This window comes from Vibrio sp. 10N.286.49.E11 (genome assembly GCF_041469505.1).
GTDB lineage: Bacteria > Pseudomonadota > Gammaproteobacteria > Enterobacterales > Vibrionaceae > Vibrio > Vibrio crassostreae_C.
In genome coordinates this window covers 1-11,962 of sequence record NZ_JBFRKQ010000114.1, presented here as the reverse complement: position 1 = coordinate 11,962, position 11,962 = coordinate 1, and the positions used below count along the sequence as shown (strand labels likewise).

General features: G+C 45.0%; 14 protein-coding genes. 13 read left to right on the top strand and 1 reads right to left on the bottom strand.

The features are described from left to right. The 13 genes from AB4167_RS21340 to AB4167_RS21280 all read left to right on the top strand — a co-directional run. Positions 1-925: chemotaxis protein CheW (locus tag AB4167_RS21340; protein WP_372082571.1), on the top strand; the 925-nt coding region annotated here is incomplete at its 5' end. Between the two features lie 72 nt (positions 926-997). Further along, positions 998-1,492 carry a chemotaxis protein CheW gene (locus AB4167_RS21335; protein WP_017064109.1) on the top strand — a complete coding sequence of 165 codons (495 nt, stop codon included), beginning with the start codon at positions 998-1,000 and terminating at the stop codon, positions 1,490-1,492. Continuing rightward, complete coding sequence (locus tag AB4167_RS21330) at positions 1,492-2,004, top strand: DUF2802 domain-containing protein (protein WP_017060660.1); 513 nt, start codon at positions 1,492-1,494, stop codon at positions 2,002-2,004. The genes AB4167_RS21335 and AB4167_RS21330 overlap by 1 nt, the downstream gene beginning before the upstream one ends. A gap of 278 nt (positions 2,005-2,282) precedes the next feature. Beyond that, positions 2,283-2,900, top strand: coding sequence for a cytochrome c biogenesis heme-transporting ATPase CcmA (ccmA, locus tag AB4167_RS21325; RefSeq protein WP_372136983.1), 618 nt, complete (start codon positions 2,283-2,285; stop codon positions 2,898-2,900). 1 nt (position 2,901) lies between these two features. Beyond that, entirely contained in the window at positions 2,902-3,570 is a 669-nt protein-coding gene (gene ccmB / locus AB4167_RS21320; protein WP_017060658.1) for a heme exporter protein CcmB, read from the top strand. Between the two features lie 148 nt (positions 3,571-3,718). Then, positions 3,719-4,459 (top strand): heme ABC transporter permease, encoded by a 741-nt coding sequence (locus tag AB4167_RS21315; RefSeq protein ID WP_004739880.1) that lies wholly within the window; start codon positions 3,719-3,721, stop codon positions 4,457-4,459. Positions 4,460-4,473: 14 nt separating this feature from the next. Further along, complete coding sequence (ccmD, locus tag AB4167_RS21310) at positions 4,474-4,680, top strand: heme exporter protein CcmD (RefSeq protein WP_008218322.1); 207 nt, start codon at positions 4,474-4,476, stop codon at positions 4,678-4,680. Continuing rightward, on the top strand, positions 4,677-5,159 hold the full coding sequence (ccmE, locus tag AB4167_RS21305) for a cytochrome c maturation protein CcmE (protein WP_008218324.1): 483 nt from the start codon (positions 4,677-4,679) through the stop codon (positions 5,157-5,159). The genes ccmD and ccmE overlap by 4 nt, the downstream gene beginning before the upstream one ends. Next, positions 5,156-7,126 (top strand): heme lyase CcmF/NrfE family subunit, encoded by a 1,971-nt coding sequence (locus tag AB4167_RS21300; RefSeq protein WP_372136982.1) that lies wholly within the window; start codon positions 5,156-5,158, stop codon positions 7,124-7,126. Before ccmE ends, AB4167_RS21300 begins: the two co-directional genes overlap by 4 nt. A 5-nt stretch (positions 7,127-7,131) precedes the next feature. After that, positions 7,132-7,683 (top strand): DsbE family thiol:disulfide interchange protein, encoded by a 552-nt coding sequence (locus AB4167_RS21295; RefSeq protein WP_017060653.1) that lies wholly within the window; start codon positions 7,132-7,134, stop codon positions 7,681-7,683. Further along, positions 7,680-8,171, top strand: coding sequence for a cytochrome c-type biogenesis protein (locus tag AB4167_RS21290; RefSeq protein ID WP_065583667.1), 492 nt, complete (start codon positions 7,680-7,682; stop codon positions 8,169-8,171). Before AB4167_RS21295 ends, AB4167_RS21290 begins: the two co-directional genes overlap by 4 nt. Then, on the top strand, positions 8,171-9,391 hold the full coding sequence (gene ccmI / locus AB4167_RS21285) for a c-type cytochrome biogenesis protein CcmI (protein WP_372136981.1): 1,221 nt from the start codon (positions 8,171-8,173) through the stop codon (positions 9,389-9,391). Before AB4167_RS21290 ends, ccmI begins: the two co-directional genes overlap by 1 nt. 124 nt (positions 9,392-9,515) lie before the next feature. Beyond that, positions 9,516-10,301 carry a VacJ family lipoprotein gene (locus AB4167_RS21280; protein WP_372136980.1) on the top strand — a complete coding sequence of 262 codons (786 nt, stop codon included), beginning with the start codon at positions 9,516-9,518 and terminating at the stop codon, positions 10,299-10,301. Positions 10,302-10,390: 89 nt separating this feature from the next. Here AB4167_RS21280 and AB4167_RS21275 read toward each other — a convergent pair whose 3' ends face one another. Beyond that, on the bottom strand, positions 10,391-11,698 hold the full coding sequence (locus AB4167_RS21275) for an outer membrane protein transport protein (RefSeq protein ID WP_372136979.1): 1,308 nt from the start codon (positions 11,696-11,698) through the stop codon (positions 10,391-10,393). Between the last annotated feature and the right edge of the window lie 264 nt (positions 11,699-11,962).

The window sequence follows — 11,962 nt, the reverse complement described above, 5'->3', positions numbered from 1 at the left end:
GCCAGAGCCAGAGCCAGAGCGCCAATTTTCGAGTCACCACTCTAGCTACGCAGAAATACGCGCGGCTGAGTTTGAGGTTCCTAACCTTGAAGATGTTCAGAAACTACTCAGCCGTTTAGAGGCGACCAATGTTGTTGATGAACTGAACCTTGATGAGTTGATGGATCAGAACACCCAGAAAATCGCCCAGCAAGCAGACATGCAAATGTTTGATGCCGCGGTTGAGTCTGTTCAAGTGTTCGAAGAGCCAGAGATTCAGGATTGGAATCTTCCAGAACCCGATTTATCAATTGTTGTAGAGCCACCTGTTGAATCGCAGCAAATTGAAGAGTTACAAGCTGAATCGTTGGAGACGGAACAAGTAGAAGTTAAGGCTGTTGAGCCTGAACTTGACGTTCCTGATCCCGAGACAGTTATTGAACCCGAAACTCAAGCAGGAGGTGCTGACCAGTTTACCTCTTGGGAAAGTACGGTTCGCAAAGAAGACTTTCAAGTCTTGTATTTTGATGTAAACGGCGTGACCTTTGCGGTGCCACTTGATGAGCTTGGCGGCATCCATCGCCTTGAAGAGTTAAGTCATATCATTGGTAAGCCAGCTTGGTATTTGGGTTTACAAACCAACCGTGATAGTCAGCTAGATGTGGTCGACACCGCAAAATGGGTGATGTCTGAGAAACTATCAGGTGACGAATACAAAGAAAACTATCAATATATAGTGATGCTTGGAGAGAGCTTGTGGGGCCTGGCGGGCACAGAGCTCAAAGGCACCGAGCTACTTAATACAGACAAAGTACGTTGGCGAGAAATGGCAGGGAAACGCCCATGGCTCGCTGGTATGGTAAAAGAAAAAATGTGTGCTTTGATTCATGTTGAAGCATTAATCGCCATGCTAAACGCAGGGCTAGATGTAAAAGCATTAAGCTAGTAATAAGCATTGGGCTAACAATAAGCATCAAGTTAATAATAGTGGTCGGTAACGACGGCAAGAGGATTATCTATGTCTCATATGAGTGAAGTTGAAGTAAGAAAAGAGCAAACGAATGATGAAGTACTTCAATGGGTGACTTTCCAGCTAGAAGAAGAAACTTACGGCATCAACGTAATGCAAGTACGTGAAGTACTACGTTACAGCGAAATTGCTCCAGTACCGGGTGCTCCAGATTACGTTCTAGGTATTATTAACCTACGTGGTAACGTTGTTACTGTTATCGACACTCGTTCTCGCTTTGGTTTGATGCAAGGTGAAATCACAGACAACACTCGTATCATCGTTATTGAATCTGAGCGTCAAGTAATTGGCATTCTAGTAGATAGCGTTGCTGAAGTGGTTTACCTGCGTTCTTCTGAAATCGACACAACGCCAAGTGTTGGTACTGATGAAAGTGCTAAGTTCATCCAAGGTGTAAGTAACCGAGATGGCAAGCTACTTATCTTAGTAGATCTAAACAAACTACTAAGCGAAGACGAATGGGATGAGATGGCTCACCTGTAATGTTTGAAGCGCTTCCTTTAAGCCCTGTCGCTCTGATATCAGGCGTTGGGGTTTTTACGTTATTTATCCTGATTTTGATTAGCAAAGTAAAACGTGCGATTCAAAAGCAGCTCGATCAGTCACGCCTGCAAGTTCGTAACTTGGACAAAGAGCTTCAAAAATCGAGTAAGCAATTACTTGAGGTTCGCTCTGTTGTGGTTGGCCTTGGCCAGAAAGTGACTGAACAACAAGATCTTATCAAACATTTGAATGAACGTATTGTTGAGCTGGAACATGCGGATACCGATGGACGTTTGTACACACGTGCAACGAAAATGGTTCAGCTTGGCGCTGGGATTAACGAGTTAATTGAAGAATGTGAATTACCCAAAGCAGAAGCTGAGCTGATGATGTCTCTGCAGAACAAGCTTGCTGGTAAAGAGAAAATTCCTTCATTACGAAGCGACCCTTCATCGTACGATCAGCAACCCGATGCCTCTCGCGATCGCAGAGACCCGCCTCGACGTCGTTAAATTGAGCGCTTAATTCGTATTGAGCGATTGATGTTTATTACGTATTCCTCTTAAAAGAAGCTTCGGCTTCTTTTTTTATGCCTGTCCGATCTATATAGAACGATGTTTATAAGTGCTTGTATCTACGACAATATCTTGTTTGTTGATGAAAATGTGTAAATTGTGATGAGGTGGTAACAGTTTCTTACCGACTTTGTTCTATCGAAAACGCCTAGTCCTGTTTTGTCACCATGTTGGTGTGCTACTATAGTGCTCTCATTACTCGACTAAATTTACCTATGCTAGAAGTCTCAAATTTAACTGCTATTCGTGACGACAGGATTCTGTTTGAATCGTTGTCTTTTCAATTGAAACCAGGTGAGCTGGTTCAAGTTGAAGGTCGTAACGGTACCGGGAAAACGACACTCCTTAGGATCATTACTGGCTTAGGCGATCGCGATGACGGCACTATCTCTTGGGACGGTGAGTCTATTGAATCGAGTCGAGATGTTTATCATCAAAATTTACTTTTTCTTGGTCACCAAACAGGCGTAAAGCGCGAGCTTAGTGCTTATGAGAATCTGAGCTTTTATCAGTCGATTCACAGTGGCGGTACCAGCAAAGAAGAGCTTTATCACGCGCTGGCTCAAGTCGGGCTTGCGGGCAGAGAAGACGTACCTGCGGGGCAACTTTCAGCAGGCCAACAACGCCGAGTTGCGTTGGCTCGCCTTTGGTTGAGCAAGCAAATGTTGTGGATTCTTGATGAGCCGCTGACTGCCATTGATAAGCAGGGCGTGAAAGTTCTCGAATCTCTTTTTTCTCAGCATGCAGGCAACGGTGGCATTGTGTTGTTAACCACACACCAAGATATGTTTGCTGATAGCCCGAAACTAAGAAAAATAAAGTTGGGTGAGTAATATGATCTCTTCAATGACCACGATTATCCGACGCGAACTGCTTATCGCGTTTCGACGTCAAGCGGATATCTTTAACCCTTTGTGGTTCTTCATCATTGTTATCACGCTTTTCCCTTTGAGTATTGGCCCAGAGCCAAACCTACTTGCGCGTATTGCTGCGGGTATTGTTTGGGTGGCCGCTTTGCTCTCTGCATTGCTCTCTTTAGAGCGTCTTTTCCGTGATGATTTTCAAGATGGCGCCCTTGAACAGATGATGCTGATGCCAATCCCGTTGCAGTTGGTAGTATTGTCCAAAGTCATAGCACACTGGTTGTTGACCGGGTTACCATTGATTTTAATCAGCCCATTATTGGCTGTTTTGTTGTCTTTAGATTTTGATACATGGCTCTCAGTTGTGTTGACCTTGCTGGTAGGAACACCCGCATTGAGTTTTATTGGTGCGATTGGTGTTGCGTTAACCGTTGGGTTACAGAAGGGCGGAGTCCTGTTAAGCCTGTTAATCTTGCCGCTTTACATCCCCATTTTAATCTTCGCGACGTCAGCAATTGACGCTGCGGCTTTGGGCGTTGCATACAACGGTCAATTGGCGGTGCTTGGGGCAATGTTAATGGGTGCGATGACTATGACGCCTTTTGCGATCAGTGCCGCACTTAGAGTAAGTGTGAACTGATTGGGGTTCCGTTATCGTATAGCCAATGTGAACCAAATGTGTCGATTGGACTCATAGAGTCAATAAAACTGAAAGCAAGACAAATAAAATTATTATAATTATAGCTTTAATAGCTGTAAGCAATATGAAGTAAGAGTGAGATTACAACATGTGGAAATGGCTCCATCCCTATGCCAAAGCAGAAACCTCTTATCAGCTTGCTGGTAAACTTTTGCCATGGTTTTCGATCCTAGCGCTATTGTGTCTATCCGTCGGTACCGTGTGGGGGCTTGCATTTGCGCCTTCTGATTACCAACAAGGCGATAGCTTCCGTATCATCTACATCCATGTTCCGTCTGCAATCTGGTCGATGGGCGTTTACATGTCGATGGCGATTGCTGCCTTTATCGGTTTGGTATGGCAGGTAAGGCTATCAGACATGGCCGCACTGGCGATGGCACCGATTGGCGCTGTGTTTACCTTCATTGCGTTACTAACTGGCGCAGTTTGGGGTAAACCAATGTGGGGTGCTTGGTGGGTTTGGGATGCGCGTTTAACCTCAGAGCTGATTCTTCTATTCCTATACTTGGGTGTGATCGCACTACACCACGCTTTTGACGACCAAAAAACAGCAGCGAAAGCGGCGGGTATCTTGGCTATCGTAGGCGTGATTAACCTCCCTATCATTCACTTCTCTGTAGAGTGGTGGAATACACTTCATCAAGGCGCGACCATTACTAAGTTCGCAAAACCTTCGATCTCAAGTGACATGCTATGGCCGCTTCTTCTTAACATCTTCGGCTTCGCTTTCTTCTTTGGCGCTTTAACCATGATTCGTTTCCGTAACGAAATCATCAGTAAAGAAAGCCATCGTCCATGGGTTCGCAAGCTTGCGGCTGATAAAGCGTAGTAGGGTAGGTATTTATGTATTTTGAATCTTTGAGTGATTTCTTTGCCATGGGCGGTTATGCATCATACGTATGGAGTGCATTTGGAATCACATTTCTCTCGATGATTATCTTACTGGTGGTAAGCGTTCGTCGTGGTAAGCAATTACTAACTGAAGTACAAGCTAAGGTTGATCGCCAAGCTCGTATCGATGCAGCAAAAAATATGGAGAACACTCTATGAACCCAAGACGCAAAAAGAGGCTGGGCATTGTCTTAGCGATCTTTTTTGGTATCAGTGCAACTGTTGGATTAATGGTTTACGCACTTAACCAGAACATGGATCTGTTCTACACACCAACTGAACTTGTTAATGGTAAAGATGGTAAAAAACCAGAGGTTGGCCAACGCCTACGTATTGGTGGCATGGTTGTCGTAGGCTCTGTAAGCCGTGACAACGAATCACTACGAGTAAGCTTTGATTTGGCAGATGTAGGTCCTAAAGTAACAATTTTATACGATGGCATCCTTCCTGATCTTTTCCGTGAAGGCCAAGGTATTGTTGCTCAGGGTGTCCTTAAAGATGCGACGACAATCGAAGCGTTTGAGGTGTTGGCAAAGCACGATGAAGAGTACATGCCTTCTGAAGTTGCGGAAGCAATGAAGAAAACCCATGAGCCTTTGCAATACACGACTGAACAAAAAGAAGGAAATGCTCAATGATAGCCGAGATCGGCCATTTTGCGATGATCCTGTCCTTGGGACTTGCATTGCTGCTAAGCGTGCTCCCATTGTATGGAGCCGCTCGAAATAACACATTATTGATGAACAGCGCACGACCGTTGTCGTGGGGTATGTTCGGATTCTTAGCGATTTCGTTCTTTATCTTGTGTTACGCGTTTTACACAAATGATTTTACGATTCAATACGTAGCAAGTAACTCAAACAGCCAACTACCTTGGTACTACCGAATTACGGCGGTTTGGGGTGCGCACGAAGGTTCATTACTGCTTTGGGTTCTCATCCAAGCGGGTTGGACTGTAGCAGTAGCGACATTCAGTCGTGGTATGCCTCAAGAGTCTGTGGCTCGCGTTTTGGCTATCATGGGTCTGATTACTGTCGGCTTCTTGCTGTTCATTATCGTGACGTCTAACCCGTTCTTACGTACATTGCCTTTCTTCCCTGTTGATGGCCGTGACCTGAACCCACTACTGCAAGATCCGGGTTTGATTATTCACCCGCCAATGCTTTACATGGGTTATGTAGGTTTCTCTGTTGCGTTCTCTTTCGCAATCGCTTCTCTAATGAGTGGTCGTCTTGATACGGCATGGGCTCGTTGGTCGCGTCCTTGGACAATCGCAGCTTGGTTATTCCTAACGGTAGGTATCGCACTAGGTTCATGGTGGGCTTACTACGAACTTGGCTGGGGTGGCTGGTGGTTCTGGGATCCAGTAGAAAACGCTTCATTCATGCCTTGGTTGGCTGGTACTGCTCTAATGCACTCACTAGCGGTAACTGAGAAGCGTGGCACATTTAAAGCTTGGACAGTACTGCTGGCTATCTCTGCATTCTCGCTAAGCTTACTAGGGACATTCTTAGTTCGTTCGGGCATCTTGGTATCGGTTCACGCATTCGCGTCGGATCCTGCTCGTGGTATGTTTATTCTAGGTTTCCTAGTCTTTGTTATCGGTGGTTCACTGCTGTTGTTTGCTATTAAAGGCGCATCGGTTCGTGTTCGCGGTAACTTCGATCTGGTTTCTCGTGAAAACGCACTGCTTGGTAACAACATCTTACTGATTGCAGCGCTTGTCGTTGTGTTAGTAGGTACGCTACTGCCATTAGTTCACAAACAGTTAGGCTTGGGCTCGGTATCTATCGGTGCACCATTCTTTGATATGTTGTTCTTCTGGTTAATGATCCCGTTCTCGTTCCTGCTTGGTATCGGTCCTCTGATCCGATGGAAACGTGACAACCTGTCTAAGCTTGTTAAACCAATGCTGATTTCAGGTGCACTCTCACTTGGCTTGAGTGCGCTAATGGTTGCTCTATTGGCTGACCGCTTCAGTGGTACTGCGTTTGCTGGTTGGGTAATGGCGTTCTGGATCATCTTCATGCACGGCTTTGAGCTGCATGAGCGTGCGACTCACCGTCATACATTCTTGAAAGGTCTAACTAAGCTACCTCGTAGCCACTGGGCAATGATGTGTGGTCACATAGGTTTAGCCGTGACAGTGATTGGTATCGCGATGGTGCAAAACTACAGCATCGAACGTGATGTACGTCTGGCGCCAGGTGAAAGCTACCAGCTTGAAGAATACAGCTTCCTGTTTACAGGGGTTCGTGACAAAGATGGTCCTAACTACGATGGTTACATTGCTGACTTTGAAATTACTAAAGAAGGCAAATACATCAACACGCTTCACGCTGAAAAACGTTTCTACACCACAGCTAAGTCTATGATGACAGAAGCAGCGATTGACCGTGGCGTAACGCGCGACCTTTACATTGCAATGGGTGAACGTTTAGACGACAACAAATCTTGGGCTGTACGTATCTACTACAAACCATTTGTACGTTGGATCTGGGCAGGTTCTTTGATTATGTCGATTGGTGGCGCTATTGCTATCAGTGACCGTCGTTACCGTTTCCGTAAGCCAATCAAAAAGTCGGCTCAAGAGCAGGAGGCTTAATTCGAATGAACAAGAAGATTTTATTCATTCCATTGATTGCGTTCATGGTTCTAGCTGGAATCTTTGCAACGCAATTAATGCGCAACCAGTCGGGCGATGACCCAACTAAGCTAGAATCCGTATTGATTGGTAAGCCTGTTCCTGAGTTTGGTCTAGAAGACTTAGAACAACCAGGTAAGTTTCATGATCAAGCGATCTTTAAAGGCGAGCCACTGCTTCTTAACGTGTGGGCGACTTGGTGTCCTACTTGTTATGCAGAGCACTCTTACCTGAACAAGCTTGCGGATCAAGGCGTTAAGATCATTGGTCTTAACTACAAAGATGATCGCAACAAAGCGGTTGGTTGGCTAAAAGAGTTGGGTAACCCGTACCTAATTAGCCTGTTTGATGGTAATGGCATGCTAGGCCTTGACCTTGGCGTGTATGGCGCGCCTGAAACTTTCCTAATCGATGCTAACGGCGTAGTTCGCTACCGCCATGTTGGTGACGTGAACCCAACCAACTGGGCATCGACGCTTGAGCCGATGTATCAAGAGTTGTTGGAGGAATCGAAATGATTAGAAAGGCACTGATTACTCTATTCGCTACGTTCGCAATTTCAGCGACTGTTTCTGCTGCGCCTATCGAGTTCCATGAATTTGATACCGTAGATCAAGAACAGCAGTTCAAAGAGTTGAGTAATACGCTACGTTGCCCTAAATGTCAGAACAACACGATTGGTGATTCGAATGCTGAGCTAGCGGTCGACTTACGCCAAAAAGTGTACGAGATGACAAAAGACGGCAAGTCTGAGCAAGAAATTATTGATTACATGATTGCTCGTTACGGTAACTTTGTAACGTACAACCCGCCACTGACCTTAGCTACATCGATCCTTTGGATTGGTCCGTTTGCGGTTGTTGTGTTTGGATTTGGTTTGATTATTTTACGAAGCAGAAAGTCAAAATCAAAAGCAGCAGTAGAGTCAGATAAAGACTGGGATGCAGACAAAGAAGCTCGCTTAAAAGCGTTACTCGATGAAGAGAACGACGGAGATAAGAAGTAATGACTCTATTTTGGATTTCTACCATTATCCTTTCGCTAGCGGCAATTTTCTTAATTGTTCTGCCTTTCATTAACAAGAAGGCAAACAATGACGAGATGCTTCGCGACGAGTTGAATAAAGCGTTCTATAAAGACCGTCTTGTCGAGTTAGAAGTAGAAGCAGAGGAAGGTCTTGTTGATAACCAACAAGAACTGATCGCTGATTTGAAACAGTCTCTGCTTGATGATGTTCCTGCACAAGAAGAGACGAAGAAAACTCAAATCTCTACTCTTGGTGTGGTTGTACCGTCGATCATTCTTGTCGTGGCTGTGACTTATGGTATGTACTTTAAGTTCGGTGCATTGGACAAAGTTCAACACTGGCAAGAAGTGAGCTCGAACCTTCCTGAGTTGTCTAAAAAGCTAATGTCATCGGAAGGTGGTGCACTAACGGATGATGAACTGGAAGATTTGACTCTGGCGCTTCGTACTCGTCTGCATTACCAACCAAAAGATTCAACAGGTTGGTTACTACTCGGTCGTATTGCACTGGCTAACCGTGATGCTGAAACAGCAAAAGATTCTATGGAACGAGCTTACAAGCTTGAACCTAAGAATGAAGATGTTCAGTTAGGTTTCGCACAAGCACTGATGCTTTCACCTGATGAAGCGGATCAAAACCAAGCTCGTTTGATTTTGAGCCGTTTGATTCAAAACGATTACGTAGACCTTCGTGTGTTCTCACTGCTAGCGTTCGATGCATTTGAGCGTCAAGACTATCCAGGTGCTGTGAAGTACTGGAGCATCATGCAACAGATGATTGGTCCACAAGACAGTCGCTATGAAATGCTTTCGCGCAGTATTGAAAGTGCTCAGAAGAAAATGGGCGACACTATGGGTGTCGACCAAGGTAAGACTGTTGCTGTAACGCTCGATCTATCTGCAGACGTGAATGCTGACCCTAACTCAGTGTTAATTGTGTCAGTACACAGAGCTGATGGTTCTCCAATGCCTATCGCAGCGGCACGCTACCCACTAGGGACTTTCCCTCGTACGGTTGTGCTAGATGACGGCAACAGCATGCTGGAAGGGCAAGAGCTGTCTAGCCTTGAAACACTGATGGTTAGAGCTAGGCTTGATACAGACGGCAACGTTTCAACTCGCGAAGGTGATTGGTACGGTGAAAGTGAAGTGGTTGAATTGGGCGCTCCAGTTACCATTGATATCAATAAGCAATATTAATCATCACTTTGCATAGGTGTTATCTATTCCGATTTGCAGATAAACGGTATAGACTTAGCCAAACAATTGAGGCCAGCGATTGCTGGCCTTTTTTATTATTTGAATTCCTTATGGAAAAGGTGATATGTCTGTCAGTGTTTTAAGACTCTCGAGTTTACTTTTTATCGCAAGCTTAACGGTTGGGTGTTCAAGCGCGCCGGACGAAAGTGTTGACGATGATAACCTCGAAACCTCTGAATACGTCGAAGAGTCCCACTCCAATGATCCTTTTGAAGGTTTCAACCGAGCGATGTGGGATATCAACTACGAATATCTAGATCCTTACTTAGTTCGCCCTGTTTCCCTCGCTTATGTTGACTACACCCCTGTGCCAGTGCGTTCTGGTATCTCCAATTTCCTAGCCAACTTAGACGAACCATCAAGCATGGTGAATAACCTTATTATGGGCAATGGTGAAAAAGCACTCGACCATTTCAATCGTTTTTGGATTAACTCAACGATTGGTTTGTTAGGCTTAATCGATATTGCTAGTGAAGCAGGGATCACCAAGTACGATGATAAGTCGTTCTCTGATGCGATTGGTCATTACGGGGTAGGGAATGGTCCCTACTTCATGGTGCCGGGTTATGGCCCAATAACAACGCGTGAAGTAACTGAAACCGTTGATGGTATGTATGTGCCTCTGTCTTTCTTGAACTTCTGGGCTAGCTTAGGAAAGTGGGCATTCGAAGGCATGGAAACTCGTGCTCAGTTAGTGTCACAAGAAGCGCTGTTGGATGACTCGCCAGATCCATATGCGTTAACGCGAGATGTTTATATTCAACGTCGTGACTTTAAAGCCGAGATCGAGCCTGAAGAGGTCGACCTTGAAGAAGAAGATTTGATCGATGGTTATCTAGAAGATTACTAGAAACATGATTTAGAAAATCGATAAAAGAAAGGCTCGATGTTGATGCAACATCGAGCCTTTTTAATGCTTTCTACTTTTAGGGAGGTAGATTAGAAGCGGTAGTTAGCTTGGATACCTACTAGCCAGATGCTACCTGTTACTTCACCTTCGAAGTCACCACCAAATGGTGCAGAACTTGCGTCATCTTCAACCATTTTTGCGTCTTTAGCTAGAATGTAAGTGAAGCCAGCATCTAGAGTTAGTTGCTCAGACCATTGGTAGCCAGCACCAATGCTTAACCAAGTGCGGTCTGTTTCTGGGATCGTTGCCGTACGGTGCTCATCGCTTACCGCTGAAGTATCGTATGCGATACCAGAGCGTAGAGCTAACTTAGGCGTCATTTGGTAAGTAGTACCAAGAGCAAAGCGGTAGTTATCTTCCCAGTTCTCTTGCTTGATATCTTGAGTTCGAGCAGGACCGAATTCAGGGATGTCAGCTACTAGTTCTTTAAAGCTGCTCCAGTTAGTCCAGTTAACGCTCGCATGTACAGCGACCTTATCTGATAGTTGATGGAAGCTTGCTAGCTCGGCGGTAGCTGGCAATGCAAGTTGCATTGAGCCGTTATATTTTGACTTCACAGGAGTACCTAAAGCGCCAGCAACAGCATCAAAAGCGACACCATTTGCGTGGCCTTCAAGCGTTAGGTCTACTTCTGACTTGTAGGTAAAACCAAGGCGGTTGTTTTCATTGATCTGCCAAGCGGTACCAACTTGCCAGCCCCACGCTGTGTCATCACCTTCCATGTATTTTAAAGCTGTACCTTGAGGCATAGGAACTAGAGAGTTAACTGTAGATACCGCTCCAAAGCTACCTTCAGCCATGATGTAACGAATACCACCACCAATAGATACGCTTTCAAGTACTTGGTAAGCCGCGTTTAGGTTTAGCTCCATCGTAGTAACACTTGCTTCGTTACCGTGGTTTGCGCCACCAAAGTCTTTACCTAGGTCTGTTTCCATACCGTAGTTAGTGCCAGCAGCAAAGCCTAATGCGAACTTGTCGTTGTACTTATGAGAAACATAAAAGTTTGGAATTACTGCGCTATGTGCAAAATCGCTAGAGTTAGATGAGGACTTAGCGCCAGTAAAAGCAGACGTAGAAGTGCCATCGATATCAATGTTAGGGTCAACATAGATAGCGCCAACAGAAACTTGTGTGCCTTCTAGATAAGTCAGCATTGCAGGGTTACGCCATTGTGAACCAGCGTTGTCTGCGATTGCTGCTTCACCAGCGTATGCGCGGCCTAGGCCTGTTGCTGAGTATTCTGCTAGTTGAAAGCCTGCCGCGTGAGTCACGGTAGAAGTCGAAAGTAGTCCAACTGCCACTGCAGCAGATAGAAGAGTCTTATTCATTTTCATTATTATGTTCGCTGAATCATAAGTATTTAGTGGCGTGATTCTACTTTTAGAGTCATTACTTTAAAAATGAAATTCGAATAAAACAGTGTTTTAGGGATTTAATGAGTAAATGTGTTTAATTATTAGAGAAATAATCTAAATGTTTCTGCTGTGTTGCGAAGTTTGAGCGTACACTTGTAGTCATATATTGACCTTGCAGGCTACAGTTGTAAGCTTAAATTGATGTAGGTCAGTGGTTTAGGCAATAAAAAAGGTTCATCGCGG

What these genes read in the sequence shown, in the direction of transcription:
- AB4167_RS21275 (WP_372136979.1), bottom strand. Translation starts at nt 11,698, where the DNA reads ATGAAAATGAATAAGACTCTTCTATCTGCTGCAGTGGCAGTTGGACTA.
- ccmE (WP_008218324.1), top strand. Translation starts at nt 4,677, where the DNA reads ATGAACCCAAGACGCAAAAAGAGGCTGGGCATTGTCTTAGCGATCTTT.
- AB4167_RS21300 (WP_372136982.1), top strand. Translation starts at nt 5,156, where the DNA reads ATGATAGCCGAGATCGGCCATTTTGCGATGATCCTGTCCTTGGGACTT.
- AB4167_RS21290 (WP_065583667.1), top strand. Translation starts at nt 7,680, where the DNA reads ATGATTAGAAAGGCACTGATTACTCTATTCGCTACGTTCGCAATTTCA.
- ccmA (WP_372136983.1), top strand. Translation starts at nt 2,283, where the DNA reads ATGCTAGAAGTCTCAAATTTAACTGCTATTCGTGACGACAGGATTCTG.
- ccmD (WP_008218322.1), top strand. Translation starts at nt 4,474, where the DNA reads ATGTATTTTGAATCTTTGAGTGATTTCTTTGCCATGGGCGGTTATGCA.
- AB4167_RS21280 (WP_372136980.1), top strand. Translation starts at nt 9,516, where the DNA reads ATGTCTGTCAGTGTTTTAAGACTCTCGAGTTTACTTTTTATCGCAAGC.
- ccmI (WP_372136981.1), top strand. Translation starts at nt 8,171, where the DNA reads ATGACTCTATTTTGGATTTCTACCATTATCCTTTCGCTAGCGGCAATT.
- AB4167_RS21295 (WP_017060653.1), top strand. Translation starts at nt 7,132, where the DNA reads ATGAACAAGAAGATTTTATTCATTCCATTGATTGCGTTCATGGTTCTA.
- ccmB (WP_017060658.1), top strand. Translation starts at nt 2,902, where the DNA reads ATGATCTCTTCAATGACCACGATTATCCGACGCGAACTGCTTATCGCG.
- AB4167_RS21330 (WP_017060660.1), top strand. Translation starts at nt 1,492, where the DNA reads ATGTTTGAAGCGCTTCCTTTAAGCCCTGTCGCTCTGATATCAGGCGTT.
- AB4167_RS21335 (WP_017064109.1), top strand. Translation starts at nt 998, where the DNA reads ATGTCTCATATGAGTGAAGTTGAAGTAAGAAAAGAGCAAACGAATGAT.
- AB4167_RS21315 (WP_004739880.1), top strand. Translation starts at nt 3,719, where the DNA reads ATGTGGAAATGGCTCCATCCCTATGCCAAAGCAGAAACCTCTTATCAG.